The sequence below is a fragment of the Pinirhizobacter soli genome, from assembly GCF_015905305.1.
Lineage (GTDB): Bacteria > Pseudomonadota > Gammaproteobacteria > Xanthomonadales > Rhodanobacteraceae > Pinirhizobacter > Pinirhizobacter soli.
The window spans coordinates 2,017,133-2,036,507 of the sequence record NZ_JADZLQ010000001.1 but is presented as its reverse complement, the minus strand read 5'-3'; the positions used below and the strand labels follow the sequence as shown (position 1 = coordinate 2,036,507).

Annotated in this window: 16 protein-coding genes; 5 read left to right on the top strand and 11 right to left on the bottom strand. The window is 64.5% G+C overall.

The window, feature by feature from the left end; genetic code table 11:
* Window positions 1-19 precede the first annotated feature (19 nt).
* The 6 genes from NDK18_RS09030 to NDK18_RS09005 all read right to left on the bottom strand — a co-directional run bounded on the left by NDK18_RS09030 (window position 20) and on the right by NDK18_RS09005 (window position 5,363).
* Complete coding sequence (locus NDK18_RS09030) at window positions 20-913, bottom strand: DUF2167 domain-containing protein (protein WP_250624618.1); 894 nt, start codon at window positions 911-913, stop codon at window positions 20-22.
* A gap of 56 nt (window positions 914-969) precedes the next feature.
* Window positions 970-2,322, bottom strand: coding sequence for an ATP-dependent RNA helicase DbpA (gene dbpA / locus NDK18_RS09025; protein WP_250627568.1), 1,353 nt, complete (start codon window positions 2,320-2,322; stop codon window positions 970-972).
* Window positions 2,323-2,367: 45 nt separating this feature from the next.
* Window positions 2,368-2,823 carry a hypothetical protein gene (locus NDK18_RS09020; protein ID WP_250627567.1) on the bottom strand — a complete coding sequence of 152 codons (456 nt, stop codon included), beginning with the start codon at window positions 2,821-2,823 and terminating at the stop codon, window positions 2,368-2,370.
* A gap of 108 nt (window positions 2,824-2,931) precedes the next feature.
* Complete coding sequence (locus tag NDK18_RS09015) at window positions 2,932-3,651, bottom strand: pseudouridine synthase (protein ID WP_250624621.1); 720 nt, start codon at window positions 3,649-3,651, stop codon at window positions 2,932-2,934.
* A 9-nt stretch (window positions 3,652-3,660) separates the two neighbouring features.
* Window positions 3,661-4,434, bottom strand: a complete 774-nt coding sequence (locus tag NDK18_RS09010; protein ID WP_250627566.1) for an ABC transporter permease — start codon at window positions 4,432-4,434, stop codon at window positions 3,661-3,663.
* Entirely contained in the window at window positions 4,431-5,363 is a 933-nt protein-coding gene (locus NDK18_RS09005) for an ABC transporter ATP-binding protein (protein ID WP_250624623.1), read from the bottom strand. The genes NDK18_RS09010 and NDK18_RS09005 overlap by 4 nt, the downstream gene beginning before the upstream one ends.
* Window positions 5,364-5,481: 118 nt before the next feature.
* On the opposite strand from NDK18_RS09005, the gene NDK18_RS09000 reads away from it, so the two are divergent.
* Window positions 5,482-6,228 carry an FAD-binding oxidoreductase gene (locus NDK18_RS09000; protein ID WP_250627565.1) on the top strand — a complete coding sequence of 249 codons (747 nt, stop codon included), beginning with the start codon at window positions 5,482-5,484 and terminating at the stop codon, window positions 6,226-6,228.
* Window positions 6,229-6,242: 14 nt separating this feature from the next.
* Here NDK18_RS09000 and glk read toward each other — a convergent pair whose 3' ends face one another.
* On the bottom strand, window positions 6,243-7,256 hold the full coding sequence (gene glk, locus NDK18_RS08995) for a glucokinase (RefSeq protein ID WP_250624625.1): 1,014 nt from the start codon (window positions 7,254-7,256) through the stop codon (window positions 6,243-6,245).
* Window positions 7,257-7,404: 148 nt separating this feature from the next.
* Here glk and NDK18_RS08990 point away from each other — a divergent pair, with 148 nt between their 5' ends.
* From NDK18_RS08990 to NDK18_RS08980, 3 genes are all read left to right on the top strand, one after another.
* The gene (locus NDK18_RS08990) at window positions 7,405-8,517 is read left to right on the top strand and encodes an ABC transporter ATP-binding protein (RefSeq protein WP_250624626.1); all 1,113 of its coding nucleotides are present in this window, start codon (window positions 7,405-7,407) and stop codon (window positions 8,515-8,517) included.
* A gap of 112 nt (window positions 8,518-8,629) precedes the next feature.
* Window positions 8,630-9,625 (top strand): porphobilinogen synthase, encoded by a 996-nt coding sequence (gene hemB, locus NDK18_RS08985; RefSeq protein WP_250624627.1) that lies wholly within the window; start codon window positions 8,630-8,632, stop codon window positions 9,623-9,625.
* A 63-nt stretch (window positions 9,626-9,688) separates the two neighbouring features.
* Entirely contained in the window at window positions 9,689-11,500 is a 1,812-nt protein-coding gene (locus tag NDK18_RS08980; protein WP_250624628.1) for a monovalent cation:proton antiporter-2 (CPA2) family protein, read from the top strand.
* 41 nt (window positions 11,501-11,541) lie between these two features.
* Here the strand turns inward: NDK18_RS08980 and plsB are convergent, their stop codons facing one another.
* The 3 genes from plsB to NDK18_RS08965 form a co-directional block, all read right to left on the bottom strand.
* On the bottom strand, window positions 11,542-14,166 hold the full coding sequence (plsB, locus tag NDK18_RS08975; protein ID WP_250627564.1) for a glycerol-3-phosphate 1-O-acyltransferase PlsB: 2,625 nt from the start codon (window positions 14,164-14,166) through the stop codon (window positions 11,542-11,544).
* Between the two features lie 9 nt (window positions 14,167-14,175).
* Window positions 14,176-15,069 carry a hypothetical protein gene (locus NDK18_RS08970; RefSeq protein WP_250627563.1) on the bottom strand — a complete coding sequence of 298 codons (894 nt, stop codon included), beginning with the start codon at window positions 15,067-15,069 and terminating at the stop codon, window positions 14,176-14,178.
* A 184-nt stretch (window positions 15,070-15,253) separates the two neighbouring features.
* Entirely contained in the window at window positions 15,254-16,156 is a 903-nt protein-coding gene (locus tag NDK18_RS08965; RefSeq protein ID WP_250627562.1) for a 5'-nucleotidase, lipoprotein e(P4) family, read from the bottom strand.
* Between the two features lie 136 nt (window positions 16,157-16,292).
* On the opposite strand from NDK18_RS08965, the gene NDK18_RS08960 reads away from it, so the two are divergent.
* Complete coding sequence (locus NDK18_RS08960; RefSeq protein ID WP_250624632.1) at window positions 16,293-17,312, top strand: AI-2E family transporter; 1,020 nt, start codon at window positions 16,293-16,295, stop codon at window positions 17,310-17,312.
* Here the strand turns inward: NDK18_RS08960 and NDK18_RS08955 are convergent.
* On the bottom strand, window positions 17,309-19,306 hold the full coding sequence (locus tag NDK18_RS08955; protein ID WP_250624633.1) for a UvrD-helicase domain-containing protein: 1,998 nt from the start codon (window positions 19,304-19,306) through the stop codon (window positions 17,309-17,311). The genes NDK18_RS08960 and NDK18_RS08955 overlap by 4 nt on opposite strands.
* Between the last annotated feature and the right edge of the window lie 69 nt (window positions 19,307-19,375).

Genomic DNA, 19,375 nt, shown 5'->3' with positions numbered 1-19,375 from the left:
AAGGGTTCGCGTTTTAAAGTCAGGCCTGCTTGCGGTTGAAGAACTTCTTGATCGCAGCGCCAATCGCGGCAACGCCGATGATCAGGAATTTCTTAAGACCCAGCAGCAACAAGCCAAGCTTGGCGAAGAGGCCTGCCTTCGCGGCAATGCCGCCGGCCACGAGCGCTGCAATGCCATAGGCCGCCACCTTGTCGGTACCGGGGCTGAAATCGGTATAGCGCACGCCCGGATCGAACTCGGTCATGGCCAGCACCTTGGGCATATCCGCTTCCACCTTGGGCAGCAGGGTAAGCGGCGCCACGGCGGACAGTTGCAGATAGCCATGGCGGCCAAGCACGCGAATGTCGTAGTTGAGCGACCGGCCGCTATGGCCATCCTTGGTGAACTTCAGGTCGCGTGCCCAGTACAGCTTGTGCGTGGCGGCATCGTAATGCGGTGGCGTGGCCCATCCCACCAGCTCGATCGCCGGGTAACCCTGTTTTACGCGCTCGGCACTCGATTCGGCGGTGCCTTTCTTCATGTCCTTGAGCAGGTCGTCGTAGTCGATGCTGCTGGCGTCGTCGTCCTTCACGTGTCCATCGTCGGAATACGTGACTATCACCGCCCAAGTATTTTCATCGACCAGCACCGAGGACGTTTCGCCCGGCACGATCATGCCCAGTACTTCCTTGTCCGGCGGATTGCCCCAGAGGTCGGTCAGCACTTTTTGTGCGTCCCCGGCCGACAGGAAGGAATAGCCCGGCTGCAGCGCCAGCGTGGCGTGCGCGGCGGGTACCGGCACCGTGCCGGTCTGCAGTTTGAGTGAATCAAGCAAGGCCCGTTCCTGGGTGCCTTCATCCGCGAAGGCATGGAACGGCGCGGCAAGGAGCGCCGCAAGCATGGCCATGCGGGCCATGCCGGACATGATCGTCATCGAAAGTCCCCTGGTTTAGCGGGCACGCCCCGGTGCCCGGCGGACAGTGTAAAGAACTAGCCCAGCGGGCGCACGCGCAAGTTCCGGCCTTTTATCTTGCCGGCGCGCAGGCGTTCCAGCGCCTTGTTGGCGACATCGCGCTGGATGGCCACATAAGAGCGCGTAGCGTAGACGTCGATCTTGCCTACGGCCGTGGCTGGCAGGCCGGCATCGCCGGTGAGCGCGCCCAGGATATCGCCCGGGCGGACTTTTTCCTTGCGGCCGCTATCGACGACCAGGGTTTTCATCGGCGCCAGCTGCAAGCGCTTTTTGGCCGGGGCGGCACGCAGTGGTTCCATCTCGAAATCGCCCATGGCCTTGACCTTGGCGTTCTCCCGCGAAGTGACCAGGGTGATCGCAAGGCCCGCCTCGCCCGCACGGCCCGTGCGGCCAATGCGGTGCGTGTGGGTGTCCGCGTCGTGGGCCACGTCGTAGCTCACCACCAGTGACAGGCCGACGATATCCAGGCCGCGGGCGGCGACATCGGTCGCTACAAGCACGTTACAGCTGCGATTGGCGAAGCGGACCAGCACCTCGTCGCGATCGCGCTGTTCAAGGTCGCCGTGCAGCGCCAGTGCGGAGAAGCCGAGCTTGTCCAACGCCTCGGCGACGACTTCCGTGTCTTTGCGCATATTGCAGAACACCAGGGCACTTTGCGAATCCACGCCAAGCACGCGGGCGAGCGCGTCGACCTTGTCTCCATCCACGCTCACGAAGCGCTGGCTGATGGTGGTTTCCAGTGGCGCCGATTCGATGGTGACCTCGACCGGGTTCTTCTGCAGGCGCTTGCTCTGTTGGCGGATCTCGTCGGGATACGTGGCCGAGAACAGTAGCGTCTGGTGGTGCTTGGAGATTCGGCCGACGATGTCGTCGATGGCTTCGCCAAAGCCCATGTCCAGCATGCGATCGGCCTCATCCAGCACCAGCACCTTGATGCCGCCGCCGTGCAGGCTACCCTTCTTCAGGTGTTCCTGGATGCGGCCAGGCGTACCCACCACGATGTGCGGGTCGTGTTCCAGCGAGGCCAGCTGCGGACCCAGCGGCATGCCACCGCACAGGGTAAGCAGTTTTACGTTGGGAATATTGGCAGCCAGCTTGCGGATGGATTTGGAGACCTGGTCGGCCAGTTCGCGCGTGGGGCACAGCACCAGGGCTTGCAGGCGGATGGTGGACTCGTCCAGCGACTGCAACAGCCCCAGGCCGAAGGCGGCCGTCTTGCCGCTGCCAGTACGGGCCTGGGCGATCACGTCGCGGCCCAGCAGGATGGGCGGAACGCTATGTTCCTGCACCGGGGTCATTTCCGTATACCCCAGGGCCTCGACGCTGGCGGTGAGTTCGGGGCGGAGGGCGAGGGCGTTGAACGTGGTCATGCCGCCATGATCGCATCTCCGGCCGGTGGCCGTATCGTCAGCTGGTCAGAGCTTTACGGCTTGCAGGATCTCGGCGAGGACCGAATACCCGGCGATCCGCAACATCACGATGAGAAAAGCGACCGTGCCGCCGAGCAAAGCGGTCAGGCCGGTGAGCCCCCACAGGGCTACCTGGAGTTTCGTGGGCACCGCTCCGAAGCGGGCATCCACGGATTCGAGCCGCGTATTCAGCGAATCGGTAAACGCGCTCATGCGCATGTCGGTCTGTGTATTCACCGAATCGATAAACGCGCTCATGCGCATGTCGGTCTGTGTATTCACCGAATCGATAAACGCGCTCATGCGCATGTCGGTCTTGTCGACATTGCTGGAAACTATGGATACTTGTTTTACAAGATCTGCTATCGACTCGCGAATGGACCGTATATCGACAGAATGAGTGTCGCTGTCCCTGCGTAGGCCCACAACTTCCACCTCCAGTTTTGCTACCCGCTGCTCCATGATCGCAAACCCGGTTCTTCCTTGAGCTGAGAGAAGGCTACGACAAACCGTTACATGGTGTATGTAGGATTCAGTCGTGCAAAGCGTGGGGCATCCGACGAAGTCGCCTCACCACTGCTTACGCGAAGGCAGCAATCCCTTCAGCTCTGCCTCGGTGAGATTTCGCCACTGCCCCACCTTCAACTTCCCCAGCCGGACATTGACGATACGCACGCGCCTTAGCTGCGTCACCCGATAACCGAATTCCGCTGCCATCAGGCGAATCTGCCGGTTCAGGCCCTGGGTAAGCACGATGGAAAAGCCGAATTTTGCAATGCGTCGGGTGCGGCAGGGTTTGGTCATCTGGCCGCGGATGCGCACGCCGCGCGCCATGCCGCTCAAGAATTCATCCGTCACCGGCTTGTTCACCGCCACGAGGTATTCCTTCTCGTGGTTGTTCTCCGAGCGGAGGATCTCGTTGACGATGTCGCCATTGCTGGTGAGCAGGATCAGGCCTTCGGAATCCTTGTCCAGGCGTCCGATGGGGAAAATGCGCTGCGGGTGATCGACGAAGTCGACGATGTTTCCATCCACGCCGTGTTCGGTAGTGCAGGTGATGCCGACCGGCTTGTTGAGCGCGATGTACACCGCCTTGCGCGCGGTCGGCGTGGTGGCCATCGTACGCGCCACCACCACATCGCCATCCACGCGCACTTCGTCGCCGTCGAGCGCCTTGGCGCCCATGCCGACGGTTTCGCCATTGATGGTGACGCGGCCCGCCTGCAGCCACTCGTCGGCCTCGCGACGCGAGCACAGGCCCGCTTCGCTGATGTACTTGTTGACGCGCACGGTAAGCCTTTAGGAGCGCAGGCCGGCGCCGCGGCGCAGCAGCACCAGGGCGATCACGGTGAGGCCCACCACGAAGGCCAGCATGACGGCGAAAGCGGTGACGACGTCGACATCGGACACGCCAAGCACCCCGTAGCGGAAGGCATTGACCATGTACAGGATCGGATTCACCTGCGACATGGTGTGCCACGGCTCGCCCAGCAGGTCGATGGAATAGAACACGCCGCCCAGGTAGGTAAGCGGGGTGAGCACGAAGGTCGGTACCAGTGCGATGTCGTCGAACTTCTTGGCGAACATCGCATTGACGAAGCCGGCCAGCGAGAACACCGTGGCGCCCAGCAGCACCGAGAAGAAGGTGATGGCCCAATGCGTGATGTGAAGGTCGGTGAAGAACAGGGCGATCACAAGCACCAGCGCGCCCACCACCACGCCGCGCACGACCGCGCCAATCACGTAGCCGGACAGCATCACCCAGTTGGGCATCGGCGACACCAGCATTTCCTCCACGAAGCGCTGGAACTTGGCGCCGAAGAAGGAGCTGGAGATATTGCCGTAGCTGTTGGTGATAATGCTCATCATCACCAGGCCCGGCACGATGTACTGCATATAGGTGAAGCCGTGCATGGTGCCGATGCGCGAACCCACGAGCTTGCCGAAGATGACGAAATACAGCGTCATCGTGATGGCAGGGGGGATAAGCGTTTGTGTCCAGATGCGCGTGATGCGCGACACTTCCCGGCGCACGATGGTGCCCAGGGCCACCATGTTGATCGAGGCGCTCATGCCGCCACCTCCCGGCCGTGTTCCACCAGTCGCACGAAGAGTTCCTCCAGGCGGTTGGTCTTGTTGCGCATGGAGGTGACCACCACGCCGCGCTGGGTAAGTACCCCGAACAGGGAATTCAGGTCGTGCGAGCGGGCCATCTCGGCCTCGAGGGTATGGTCGTCGACGCGACGCAGGGTGACGCCTTCGATCGTCGGCAATTCGGCCGGCATGGAAGCTACGTCAAGGACGAACGATTCGACATCGAGCTTCGAGAGCAGATTTTTCATCGAGGTGTTTTCAACGATCTTGCCGTGGTCGATGATGGCGATGTTGCGGCACAGCTGCTCAGCCTCTTCCAGGTAGTGCGTGGTGAGGATCACCGTGGTGCCCGCAGCGTTGATGGCGCTGACGAACTGCCACATCGAACGGCGGATCTCGATGTCCACGCCGGCGGTGGGCTCATCCAGGATCAGCAGCCTCGGCTCGTTCATCATGGCGCGGGCGATCATCAACCGGCGCTTCATGCCGCCGGATAGCGTGCGCGCCTGCATATGGGCCTTGTCCCACAGGCGCAGTTCCTTGAGGTATTTCTCGGCGCGTTCGGTAGCTGTCTTGCGCCCGATGCCGTAGAAGCCTGCCTGGTTCACGCAGATGTCGATGGGCTTCTCGAACTGGTTGAAATTCAGCTCCTGGGGAACCAGGCCGATCAGTTGCATGGCGGCCGAGCGGTTGCGGTGCACCGAGACACCGAAGATCTCCGCCTCGCCGCCGGTGGCGTTCACCAGGGACGACAGGATGCCGATCAGGGTGGACTTGCCGGCGCCATTGGGGCCGAGCAGGGCGAAGAAGTCGCCCGGTTGCACGGTAAGCGAGATGCCCTTCAGGGCTTCGACGCCATTGCCGTAGGTCTTGCGCAGGTCGTTGACCTGCAAGGCGGGTGCGGACATGGGGGAGGGGAGCTTCTTGAAGACGTAAGGCCTTCATTATAAAGCAGCTGTGCCCGCGCTGCTGGCCTCCCGGGGGCCCAATCACCGACAATGGGGGGATCGAACACGAGTAACCCGCATGGCCGAGCAGTTCCAGCTACGCCTCGTCGACAGCTTCATGCTGGCCCCGACGGTGCGCCATCTTTCCTTCGAGCGCGCCGACGGCGCCCCGCTGGCGTTCATTCCTGGTCAGTTCCTCCAGGTGCACTTCCAGTACGACGACGGCAAGCCGACCAAGCGCAGCTACTCGGTGGGCACGGTGGGCGATGGTGCCTCGCCGGTGCAGCGGGTGGAGATCGCCGTGAGTTACGTGGAGGGCGGCGCGGCCACCAAACTCCTGGGCGAGCTCGCCCACGAGGGCAGCGTCGATGCCAGCGGTCCCTATGGCCGCTTCTGCCTGATGGAGGCCGACGCCAACAAGCGTTACATCCTGATCGCCACCGGCACGGGCGTCACGCCCTACCGCGCCATGTTGCCGCAGATGGCCAAGCTGATGGAAACGCGCGGGGTGAAGGTGGTGCTGTTGTACGGCGCCCGCAACGAAACCGAGTTGCTCTACGGCGAGGAATTCGAAGCCTTTGCCCGCACGCACCCGAACTTCACCTTCCACGCCTGCCTTAGCCGCGGCGCACGTCCGGAACCGCGCCCGCATGATCGCCTGGGATACGTGCAGACGGTGCTGGCGGAACTTCAGCCCGATGCAGAAGGCGATATCGCCTACCTGTGCGGCAACCCGAACATGGTCGACGCCTCGTTTGCGGCGCTTAAAGAACATGGCCTGCCGGTGCAGCACATCCGTCGCGAGAAATATATTTCCTCGCGATAGGGCTTGGGCCGTTCTTAGCGATTGAGCAGCGGCAACCCGGCGTCGATCACCGCCAGCGCGGCGGCGCCGAGCAGGCCCGGGTCGTGGTGGATGATGCCCACCGTCGGCACGTTCTGCATGGTGGCCTTGAAGCGGCCCTTTTCTTCGAAGCGCTTGCGGAAGGATCCCTTCTCCATCCACGGCAGCATGATCGGCAGCAGGCCGCCGGCGATGTACACGCCGTCCCAAGCGCCCAGCGTAAGCACCAGGTCGCCCGCGACCGAGCCCAGGATGCCGGCGAAACGTTCGGCCGTCTTCACGCACATCGGGTCGCTGCCGTCCTCGGCACGCTGGGTGACGTCCTCGGGCTTGAGGTCTTCCGGCGTGTGGCCGGCAATGTCGCAAAGAGCCCCGTAGAGGTTCACCAGGCCCTGGCCGCAGATCAGGCGCTCGTTGGACACGCGGCCGTACTTCTCGTTGAGCCGTCGCAGGATCTTGATGTCTTCGGTCGTGTGCGCGGCAAAGCCGGCATGGCCGCCTTCGGTTTCCAGCACGCTGCAATGGCCGTTGCGGATCAGCAGCGCGCCCACCCCCAGGCCCGTGCCCGGGCCGATCACGGCGAAGGTTTGCGCGTGCGTGGCGCCAAGCGTGGGGCAGGGCACGTCGCCGATCACCACGCAGTCCTCAGGCTCCAGCAGCGGCACGCCCATCGACAGCGCGGCGAAATCGTTCACCAGGTGTACCGAATCGAGGCCCAGCTCACGTTCCAGGCGTGCGGCGGAGATCTCCCAGGGGTTGTTGGTGATCTTCACCTCCGCATCGGCGACGCGACCGGCGGCGTCGACGATGGCGCGGTGCGCCTCAAGGCCGGTTTCCTGGAAGTAGCGCTTGCCCGCGTCACTCATGTTGGGGAAGTCCGCCACGTGATACCGGCGCACGGTGTCGGCGCGGAAGGGGGACCTTTGCGTGGGGTCGGCCATCGCGAAGCGGATATTGGTGCCACCGACGTCGGCAAGGAGGGTCGGTTGCAGCGCGCTGTGATGAGCCATGGAGAAAGAACCCGTCGAAATCCGTAAAGCCTGCCTGTGCGGCGCCATGAATGTCCAGCCCGCCTCATGCTGCATCGCAACAATAAAGCCGGACTTTGATGTAAACGATTACGTGGGCAGAATACCCCATCGCATCGTGGAGAACAGTATGGCCGGTGTCCGCCTGGACAAGATCCGCAAGGTGTATCCCAACGGCCACGTCGCGGTTTCGGAAGCCAGCTTCGACATCGCCGACGGCGAGCTGCTGGTGCTGGTAGGGCCTTCCGGCTGCGGCAAGACCACATTGCTCCGGATGATCGCGGGCCTGGAGGACATCAGCGGCGGTGAGCTGTGGATCGGCGACCGCGTGGTGAACGACGTCGCGCCAAAAGATCGCGACATCGCCATGGTCTTCCAGAACTACGCGTTGTATCCCCACATGACGGTGGCCGAAAATCTGGGCTTCGGATTGCGCTTGCGCGGACAGCCGAAGGCAGAGATCGACCGGCGCGTGGCCGAATCCGCCGCCAAGCTTGGCCTTAGCGAAAGGCTCTCTTCCCGGCCGGCGGCGCTATCGGGCGGGCAACGTCAGCGCGTGGCGCTTGGCCGTGCCCTGGTGCGCGATCCGGCGGTGTTCCTGCTGGACGAACCGTTGTCGAACCTCGACGCGAAACTGCGGTTGTCCATGCGCGTGGAGATCGGACGCCTGCATCGCGAACTCGGCGCCACGATGATCTATGTCACCCACGACCAGATCGAGGCGATGACGCTGGGCCAGCGCATCGTGGTGTTGAACGGCGGTGAGATCCAGCAGATCGACACGCCGATGAATCTCTACGACAGACCGGCCAATTTGTTCGTGGCCGGGTTCCTGGGCAGTCCCGCGATGAACCTGTGGACGGGGACCCTCGAGCAATCGGATGGGTTTACCCTGCGCACACCCTCCGCCTTGTTGCCACTGGGGCCGCTCGCTCCCGCCGGCGCGTTGGCCAGCCATCTCGGCCAGCAGGTGGTGATGGGCATACGCCCGGAAGACCTGCAGCCGGTTGCCACCGGCACGCCCGCGGCGTTCCCGCGCCTGAAGGCCTTCGTCGACGTGGTGGAGCCAGTGGGGAACGAGGTGTTCCTGAACATGCGTGGCGCCGAGGGTGAACTGGTGTCGCGCGCGCCGCCCCAGGCCGCGTCCCACCCGGGTGGCGAAATCGAGCTGGCCTTCGATCCGGCGCGTGCGCACTACTTCGACGCCGCCACCACCCTTCGCATCGGAGCGGGGTCAGGGTAATTACCCTGACTCCAACCCAGGGCCGCCGCCGGTCCGGGACAACTTGCCGCGCCAGCCCCCGCCACCCGCGGCGTAGAATGACCGCCTGGCTTAAAGACCGCAGGCCCCGCCCATGAATTTCCCCGCCGTCCGCATGCGCCGCATGCGCCGCGATGCCTTCTCCCGCAACCTCATGCGCGAGACCACCCTTACCGCCCACGACCTGATCATGGTTGCCTTTCTCATCGAGGGTGAGGGCCAGCGCGAGGCGGTGCCCTCGATGCCGGGCGTGGAACGGATGTCGATCGATGAACTGGTAAAGCTCGGCGGCGAATGCGTGGCCCTTGGCATCCCGGCACTGGCACTGTTCCCATCGGTGGGCGCGGACGCCAAGAGCGAAGACGGTGCCGAGGCCTGGAACCCGCAGGGCTTGTTCCAGCGCGCCGCGCGCGCGCTGAAGAAGGCGTGGCCCCAGCTTGGCCTGATCGGTGACGTTGCGCTGGACCCCTATACCACCCACGGCCAGGACGGCCTGATCGACGCCGACGGCTATGTGATGAACGAGCCGACGGTCCAGGCACTGGTGAAGATGTCGCTGGCCCAGGCCGAGGCCGGTATCGATTTCATCGCGCCCTCGGACATGATGGACGGCCGCATCGGCAGCATCCGCGAAGCGCTGGAGGCCCATGGCTTCATCCATACGCGGATCCTGTCGTATGCGGCCAAGTATGCCTCCAGCTTCTATGGCCCGTTCCGTGATGCGGTGGGTTCGTCCGCGAGCCTGGGCAAGGCCGACAAGCACACCTACCAGATGGATGTCGGCAACAGCGACGAAGCCCTGCGCGAGGTCGAGCTCGACCTTGCCGAAGGCGCCGACGTGGTGATGGTGAAGCCGGGCCTGCCGTACCTGGACATCGTGCGCCGGGTGAAGGACACCTTCGGTGTGCCCACCTTCGTGTACCAGGTGAGCGGCGAGTACGCGATGATCAAGGCTGCCGCGCAGAACGGCTGGCTGGACGAGAAAAAAACGGTGCTCGAATCGCTGGTATCGATCAAGCGCGCCGGCGCCGATGCCATCCTCACCTATTTCGCCATCGATGTGGCGCGCTGGTTGCGCGAAGACAGGTAAAACCCGGGCTGAGCCGCGCATCGTCCATGCCATAATTCGGATCACCGATCCGGGGTAGAGGCCATGGAAAACCATCAGTTCCTGCAATCGGCGGTCATCTTCCTGCTCGCTACCGTGGTGGCGGTGCCCATTTCCAAGCGATTCAAGCTCGGGGCGGTGCTGGGCTACCTGATCGCGGGCCTGGCCATCGGGCCTTCCGGCTTTGGCCTGATTCGCGACACGGCCGGTGTCGCCGCGATCTCCGAGTTTGGCGTGGTGCTGATGCTGTTCGTCATCGGCCTTGAGCTTTCGCCGCAGCGTCTTTGGGTGATGCGGCACGCCGTGTTCGGCAGCGGCCTGGCCCAGGTGCTGCTGACGATGCTGGTGATTGGCGGCGTGGCCTTCCTGGCGTTCGGCATGGCGTCGAAATCAGCCGTCATTGTTGGTGGTGCGCTCGCGCTGTCATCCACCGCTTTCGGCCTGCAGATCCTGGCCGAGCGCAAGGAAGCGAATTCCGCCTACGGCCGGCAGGGCTTTGCCATCCTTCTGTTCCAGGATCTGGCGGCCATTCCTCTGATTGCCGCCATACCGCTCCTGGGCGGATCCATGGAACACGGAACGCACCCGCCGGAGCTCTCCAGGATCGCCACCGTGGTCGGTGGCATCATCGTGGTGGTGCTCGGTGGTCGGCTCCTGCTGCGCCCGGTGTTCCGTTTCGTCGCGCGCGCAGGCAGCGTGGAGGTATCCACGGCCACCGCGCTGCTGGTGGTGATGGGCACGGCGCTGGTGATGGAACTGATCGGCGTGTCGGTGACGCTTGGCGCCTTCCTCGCCGGCGTACTGCTGGCCGATTCGGAATACCGCCACGAACTTGAGTCGAACATCGAACCCTTCAAAGGCCTGCTGCTGGGTTTGTTCTTCATCAGCGTGGGCATGTCGGTGGATCTGTCCCTGTTGATCCACCAGCCGCTGTTGATCCTGGGCCTGGTGGGTTTGCTGCTGGTGACCAAGTCGCTGGTGCTGTGGCCGCTGGGCCTGTCGGCGGGCCGGCTTGGCATGCCCGACTCGCTGCGCCTTACCGCGCTGCTTGCCTGCGGCGGTGAATTCGCCTTCGTGGTGCTGAACCTGGCGCAGTCCAACCATTTGATCACCGACGTGCAGCGCAACGTATTGGTGCTGGTAATCACCTTGTCGATGGCGTTGACGCCGCTGCTGGTGATCACGGTGGCCGCCATGTTGAACGTCAAGGCACGCAAGCCTGATCGCGAGTTCGAAACGCCTGACGTTGCCAGCCCCCGGGTGATCATCGCCGGCTTCGGCCGTGTCGGCCAAATCGTCTCGCGCCTGCTGCGCGCGCACGATATCCCCTTCGTGGCCCTGGAAAATTCCGTCGAGCAGGTGGAATTCTCGCGCCGCTTCGGCGGCACCTCGCTGTTCTTCGGCGACCCGGCGCGACCGGAACTGCTGCGCGCGGCACAGGCACAGACGGCTGAGGTATTCGTGCTGGGCACGGACGATCCGGACATGAACCTGCGTACCGCGCGGCTGGTGCGTCGCCAGTTTCCCCATCTGAAGATCGTCGCCCGCGCGCGCAACCGGCAGCATGCGTTCCGCCTGATGGATCTTGGCATCGAGGAACCGGTGCGCGAGACCTTCCATTCCTCGTTGAAGATGGCCCGCCTGGTGCTGCAGGCGCTGGGCATGCCCCAGGAGCTGGCCGAGGCCCGCGTCGAGCGCTTCCGCAAGCACGACGAACAGCTGCTGGCCCGGCAGTACCTGGTGTACGACGACGACGCGGCGCTTCGCGAGACTTCCATGGATGCCCTGGGCGACCTGCAAAGGCTCTTCGAGGCCGATACTGCCGACGACGGCCTGCATCGGGAAGAGAACGTCTGAAGGTGGCTTGCGGCCGGGAATAACACCGGCCGCGGGCGATCTTAAGGAAGGTGGGTCGGGTGGTGCCGTTCTTCCTCGTTCACCACGTGCCGCTGGTGCAGGTCTGAAGCCACGTCCTGGACGGGTGCTTCCTTCAGTGCAGGTGGCGGCGGATCGCGCGGCTCGGCGCCGCCCGGGGTGATCTTCAGGATCGAGTGGCGCACTTCACGGGCCAGGATCAGCCGCGCATCGTCGACCATGCCTTCCAGGGCCTGGGCGAAATCGAGCTTGCCCTCATCGTCGGTCCATACCACTTTGCGCTCGCGCAACTTCTGGATGAAGCCGCGGAACAGGGCCTTGTCGAAGAATTCAGGGGCCGACAGTTCGTTGAGCATGCCTAGGCGTTGCGCGGTGAGCGTGCAGGCGTTCTCAAGCTCCCCCGCCGTGAGCGTGTGCGGTCCATTCTTCACCAACGCAGCGATGGCGATGTAATAGCGCTCGAAGGCCTGCAGCAGGCTGCGTGCGATCACGCGCAGCTGGTAGGCGCCATCGTCCTGGCCCGGGCCACGCTCAAGCAGGCGGCCTTCGCCAGAGGTTTCCAGCAGGCCGCGGGCCACGAAGAAGTCGATGGTGGCCTGCATCTGCCCGGTGAAGCCCTCTTCGTCCCACGGCAGGAACAACTCGCCCTGGATGAACGGGTAGACGATGCGGCCCAGGCGGATCACCGACGAGCGCGACATGCGGCGGTTGTTGAGGAAGCAGCAGGCCACCCACGCAGCCGTGGCATTCAAGTGCAGCACGTTGTTGCGGAAGTACGAAAGCAGTACCGCCTGCTCACCCTCGGCCATCAGCACGTCGCCCAGTGGGTGGCGCACACGACGGATCCAGCCCATCTGTTCGCCGTAGGCGATGATGCCGGCCGGCGGGCTTGGGGTAACGGTAACGCGATCGGAATAGGGCAGGTCCGTGATCAGGGCCTTGGTCAGTTCCAGCTGCGCCAGCAGGTCGCTCTCGGCCATGGCGTGCTTGGGCGTGGCAAGCAATGCCAGCGCCAGCAGGTTGATCGGGTTGACGTCGGCGGCGCGGTTGATGTTCACCTGGATGCGTTCGGCCAGGTTGTCCACCATGCCGGACAGCCACTCGGGCTTGGCGTCGGGCACGGCCGTGGTCTGGCGCCAGGCGGGCTCGGCGGCATCGAGCAGCGGTTCCAGTGCGATCGGTTCACCGAAGTTCAAGGTGACATGCCCGTAGCGCTGGCGCAGCACTTTCAGGCCCCGCAACAGGCCCAGCAGCGATTCCTTCTCTTTCGGTTTGCCGGTCAATTCGCCGATGTAGGATTTTCCTTCCATCAGTTTCTCGTAGCCGATGTACACCGGCTGGAACAGCACCGGGCGGCGCGGCGCGCGCAGGAACGCACGCACCGTCATCACCAGCATGCCGGCGCGCGGCGCCAGCAGTCGGCCGGTGCGCGAGCGGCCACCTTCGATGAAATACTCCAGCGGCACGCCGCGGTCGACCAACTGCGCGAGGTATTCGTTGAACACCACCGAATACAGCGCGTTGCCGCGGAAGCTGCGGCGCAGGAAGAAGGCGCCGCCGCGACGCAGGATCGGGCCGATCACCGGCAGGTTCAGGTTGACACCGGCGGCGATGTGCGGCGGCACCACGCCGGACTGGTGCAACTGGTAAGACAACAGCAGGTAGTCGGTATGGCTGCGATGGCATGGCACATACACCACTTCGTGACCGGGCGCCGCGGCGCGTGCCTTGTCGAAATGGTGCATGGCAATGCCGTCGTAAAGCTTGTTCCAGAAGTTCGACAGCAGGAAAGACGTGGAACGCACCACCGGGTGGGAATAGTCGGCCGAGATTTCCATGGCCATGTCGTGGGCGCGGCGCCAAGCCTTGGCGTAGGGGATCTTCTCCTTGGCCGACGTCGCGGCCACGGCCTCGCGTACCGGTTCGGCATTGAGCACCGCGTCGACCACGGTGCGCCGATGGGAGAGGTCAGGGCCGACCACCGCGGCACGGATGCGGCGGAAATGCGTTCGCAGCACGCGGGCGATCTTGCGCGTCAGGCGTTCGGCGCGGATGTCGCCGGCGTCATCGATTACCTGGCGCAGCGACACGGGCGCTGCGAAATGCACCACGGTGTCGCGGCCATTCAACAGCACGGCCAGCAGGCGCCGGAAACGGCCCACCACCACCCAGTTTTCCGAGAACAGCACGCGGAACCAGCCGCTCTCGCGGCCAGGGGCGCGGCCGACGTAGATCGACACCGGTACAAGTTGGACATCCTGGTGCGGCATGGCTTCCAGTGCATGCACCAGCCGGTTCAAGGGCTCCTTGGGCAAGGCAGCCTGGCGCCGGCCGAAGCCCCAGCCTTCGCGGCGGGCCAGGGCGAACATGGCGCGGCGCCGGCGCACCGGGATGTTCGGTACCGGCTGCATGGGGCTGGGCAGGCCCGCTTCGCGGCAGGCGCGCTCAAGGATCAGCGCATCGGACACGCCATCGCGCTCGATCACGTAGCAGACCGGTATATCGGCCCTGAGCAGGGTGGAGGGCTCGGCCGGATCGCGCTTGATACGCACCCACGGTTCGAGCACGCGGCTCAGCAGTGCGAACCACCAGGGGCCTCGCGGGCGGGTGCGGGCAGGATTGACGGAATAGGTGGAAGGATCAGCCATCGGGCTAGTTTAGCGTGCGCTTGTTAAGGGCGCGGCGGGGACGTCGGTGCCGATCCCGTGGACGATGTCGTCGTGGGTGGAACGCACCGACTCGAGCAGATCGCGGTCATACCAGTGGCCGTCTTCACGCACCATGGCGATTTCGATCGAAAGCGGGCGGTCCACCAGCGTATAGAGCAGGCGCACGCGTGCACTGGCCTCGGTATTCTCCAGCACCTGGGTATGCGCCGAGGCGAACATGGCATCCAGATCCAGGTTGTAGAGGTGGGCCATGTCCACCACGGCATTGAAGGCCAGTTGCTGGTTACGCATGGATGTATCGAAGTCCGCAGGTCGCCCGTCGGCGGGATATTGCAGGTCCTTGCCCGCTGCCACCGCGATGTCGATCGCCTTGTGCGCGGCGGCGACATCCCCCCATGGCGCGGCCTGCGCCCATGGACCCAAGGCCAGCACCGCCTCGCGGGCCAGCGCCTTTTGCGCGGTGGTGAGCGAACGGGCGCTGCCGATGCCGGTCATGGCGATGGACTGGAAGACGCCGATGGTCAGCGGCATCTGCTCGCGGTAGTCGCGCTCGAAGTGAAGCACGAAGGGTGATATGCCGGTCCATAGCTTCTTGTCGGCGCCATCGCGGCCGAGCCCGGCCAGGGCTGCGTCCAGACGGCGCCGGTCGGCGTCGTCGAGCGCGCCGGGGCGGCGCTGCCAATCGGCCTTGAGGTTGGCTAAATCCGCCGGGGGCAGGGCGTGCTGCCAGAAGCCGGCAAAGTCTCCCCGGCCCAGCAGGTCCACCGAGGCTTTCAGTGCCGCCTCGGGCGGAGTCACGGCCACGGGCACGGGCGCGGGCGCGTCGTCCTGGTGGCAGGCAACGAGCAGGCACAGGGCGAGGGCTAGGAGCAGGCGGTGCATGGTGCCCAGCATAAAAAAGAAAACCCCGCGGGTCTGGCCTGCGGGGCTTGCCGGCTCGAGGCCGGAAAGGGAAATGGCCTTGCCCGCTTCGCTTTGGCGGCTTGCGGTGTCGGCGCGGCTATCTTAATTGCGCGTTAAAATTAAGGCAATAGGTAAGATAGGCTTCTTAACTTATTGAATTTATTTACTTATCGCGCAATGCATCGATTTTCAGCTTGCGTCGCTCCTCGCGGGGTAGCGTGTAGTCGTTGTTGAACACCGCCGGCTCCCATGATCCATAGGTCGGATTGGGGAATACGAACCAGCGCTCGCCGACCCACGCACGATACGGTGCAATGGCTTTCTCGCGGCCTTCAGGAGTGTTGGCAAGCACGGTGACAAAGTCGCCCACCTGGTCGCCGAACTGCATCAGCACACGGTATTTGCTGGCGATCAATTGCCGGCGGCAGCCCTTCTCGGTGCCCGCCTGGTCGCAATCGGGGACGAATGTTCCCAGGCCCAGGAAGGCCTCGGGACCCGAGACCGGCAGGCCGGCCTGGCGCAGGTTGCGCAGGGTCGGCTCGTCCAGGTCCTTGGCGCGGTTGGATACGTAGATCACGGCGATGCCGTGGCTGGCGGCCCATTGGGTGAAGGCCACCGCACCGGGCATGGCGCGGGCCACGGCTTCCTTGCACCAGGCAGCCCAGTCCGCTTCGTTGAATTCACCGCCCCCGCGAATAACGCGCACCTGGTAGGGCGAGTTGTCCAGCACGGTTTCGTCGATGTCCAGCACCACGGCGGGTTTGAGCTTCCTGCTTATCGGGGTGGTGCGGTCGTCCTTGGGCAGCGCATCCCAGGTGGGGTCCTTCAGCGCGGTGGCGAGTTTTGCCTGCGCGTCGCGGAACACCTCTTCGTAGATCATGTCGTGCTCGACCGCCCGCTGGCTCCACAAGGCAGCGTTGAGGTTGTCGTCGGCGGGGACGGCGGCCGCCACCGCGGGCTGGGCCGCCTGGGCGGGTGCCGGGGCACCCTTGGGCTGGGGGGCCACGGTGGCGCAGGCTGAAAGGGCCAGTGCACAGCCGAGTACCAGCGGTCGAATCAATGACATGCGTTGGGCGTCCTGCTTGAAGGGCGGGTGATGATCGGGAAAGTTTACGACAGCCGGGTGACGCCTGGCCTGCGCCACGGCCGCAACACCCGGCCATCGTATAAAGTCACGAACTGGCCCCACCGCTCGGACCTGCATGGACAACCTCACGCGCTCGACCCTGCCCATCCGCATCGCCAGCTACACCCTGGCTGCCTTGGCGCTACTGCTGGTGATGGCACTGAGGCTGTTGCCGGCGCTGCTGGCGGGCCTGCTGGTCTACGAGGTGGTGTTTTCCACTGCCCCGCTGTTGGGCAACCGCCTGGCGGGCACGCGCGCCCGTGCCCTGGTGGTGGCGATCCTGGCGGTGGTCGTGGTCGGTTTGCTGATCCTGGCTATTTTTGGCGCGGTCGGCTTCCTGCGCAGTGAGCTGGGCAATCCCGAGGTGCTCTGGCAGACCCAGTTGATGCCGCTGGTGGACAAGGCACGCGAACAACTGCCCACCGTGATCGTGGACCATCTGCCGGACAGCGTGGAAGAACTGCGCCTGGTCCTTACCGGGTTTGCCAAGACGCATGCCGTTACCCTGCAGCTGGCCGGCAAGGAGGCTGCGCGCGTCACCGTGCACATCCTGATCGGCCTGGTGCTGGGCGGTATCGTTGCCTTGTCTCGCACGCGTCCGCCCCATCAGGTGGGTCCGCTGGCGGCGGCCCTGGGCCTGCGTTGCGCGCGATTGTCCAAGGCGTTCCACGACATCGTGTTTGCCCAGATCAAGATTTCGCTGGTGAACACCGTGCTTACCGCGATCTTCCTGCTCGGCGTGTTGCCGCTGATGGGCATCCACGTGCCCCTGGCCAAGACGCTGGTGCTGTTCACGTTCATCGTTGGCCTGATGCCGGTGATCGGGAATTTGATCAGCAACACCGCCGTTACCATCGCCGCGCTGTCGATATCGCTTTATGTGGGCATGGCCGCGCTCGGCTTCCTGATCGTGATCCACAAGCTTGAGTATTTCCTCAACGCGCGCATCGTCGGTACGCAGATTCGCGCGCGGGCCTGGGAGCTGCTGGTGGCCATGCTTCTGTTCGAGGCGGCGTTCGGCCTGGCCGGCGTGGTCGCGGCGCCGATCTTCTATGCCTATCTGAAGCAGGAACTGGAAGCGGAGCGGCTTATCTAGCGCTTGTTGGCAGCCAGCATGGCGGCGATCTTCGCCATGTGTGATTGCGCCGTTTCGCGAGTGACCAGGGCATCGGCCTCGAGGTCCTTGCCTTCCCAGTGCAGGTCGGCTTCGGGCAGTTCCTTCAGGAAGCGGCTGGGCTGGTTGGAAAGGATCTCGCCGTACTTCTTCGTGCGGGCCGAATAGCTCAGGGTGAGCAATTCCTTGGCCCGGGTAATGCCCACGTACATCAGGCGGCGTTCCTCGTCGATGCGGCCTTCGTCCAGCGCCCCTTCGTGGGGAAGGGTGCCGTCTTCGCAGCCGGCGATGAAGACGAAACGAAACTCCAGGCCCTTGGCCGAATGCAGGGTCATCATGCGCAGCGCATTGCCCGGGTCATCGCGGTCGGCATGGCTGAGCAAAGCCAGCTGTGCGGCGAGATCGCCGGCGCCGCCGCCATCCTTCTGCATGGCGGCGAACCACTCGGTGAGCTCGCGCAGGTTGCCCAGCTTGCGGTCGCGGGTGATCTGGTCGGGCGTGGTTGAAGCGATCTGCGCGGCGTAGCCGGTCTTCTGCAACAGCATCTCGACCAATTCAGCGGCGCTGTGGTGGATCGCGGCACTGCGCAGTTCGTCCATCAGGCGGGTGAACGAGGCCAGCTGCGACGCCGGACGCGCTGAAAGGGTCTTCAGCACGCTGTCGCTGCGCGCGGCGTCAAGCATCGAAGCGCCGCGGGAGGCGGCCACCTGGCCGAGCTTCTCGAGCGTGGTGGCGCCGATCTCACGCTTGGGCACGTTCACCACGCGCAGGAAGGCCGCGTCGTCGGTGGGGTTGGCAAGCAGCCGCAGGTAACAAAGGACGTCCTTCACCTCGGCGCGGTCCAGGAAACTCAGGGCGCCGGACAGGTGATAGGGCACGCGCGCCAGGCGCAGGGCTTTCTCCAGCGGACGGGCCTGGAAATTCCCGCGGTAGAGGATGGCGAAGTCGCTCCAGCGGCAGCCCTTGTCCTTGTATTTCTCGTACAGGTGCGAGGCGATGGCGGCGATCTTTTCCGCTTCGTGCTCGCTTTCCTTGCACTCGAGCACTCGGATCAGCGGGCCTTCCAGGTGGTCGCTCCACAGGCGCTTTTCGTGCACATGGGGATTGTTGGCGATCAGCTTGTTGGCCGCGCGCAGGATGCGCTTGGCGCAGCGGTAGTTCTGCTCGAGCTTGATCACCTGTAACTGGGGGAAATCGCGGCCGAGCTGGTCGATGTTCTCCGGGTTGGCGCCGCGCCAGGCGTAGATGCTCTGGTCGTCGTCGCCCACGCAGGTAAAGCGGGCCTTGTCGCCCGATAGCGCCTTGAGCAGGCGGTACTGGGCGTCGTTGGTGTCCTGGTATTCGTCCACCAGCAGGTAGCGCAGGCGCTCGCGCCAGGCCATGCGGCAGTCGTCGTCGGCTTCCAGGATGCGCAGCGGCAGGCGGATCAGGTCGTCGAAGTCCACCGCATTGAAGGCCGACAGGCGCTGCTGGTAGAGGTCGTAGATGGTGGCCGCCTCGATCTCGCGCGGGCTGCGCGCGGCGGCCATGGCTTCGTCGGGGGTGAGGGCCGAATTCTTCGCCCGGCTCACCAGGTTCCGAAGCCCATTCAGTACCTCCGGCTTCACGCCCTTGGGCGAGAGTTCCTTGATGATCGCGTCGGTGTCGTCGGCGTCCAGCACCGAGAACCCGCGTCGCAGGCCCGCGCGTTCATGTTCGATCTGCAGGAATTTCAGGCCCAGGGCATGGAAGGTGCAGACGGTGAGCGCCGCCGCGGCCTCGGCCGGGATGATCTTCGACACGCGCTCGCGCATCTCGCGCGCGGCCTTGTTGGTGAAGGTGATCGCTGCAATCTTTTCCGGCGCAAGCTTGCGGCGGCCGATCAGATGGGCGATCTTCTCGGTGATGACGCGCGTCTTGCCTGAGCCGGCACCGGCCAGGACCAGCAGGGGGCCGTCGCAATATTCGACCGCCGCGTGTTGTTGCGGATTGAGCATGGACGAAAGGTTTCACGGCAGGATGTGGTGCGAGGGGCCATGGTAGCAGACGCAAGGCCCCCGCCTTCG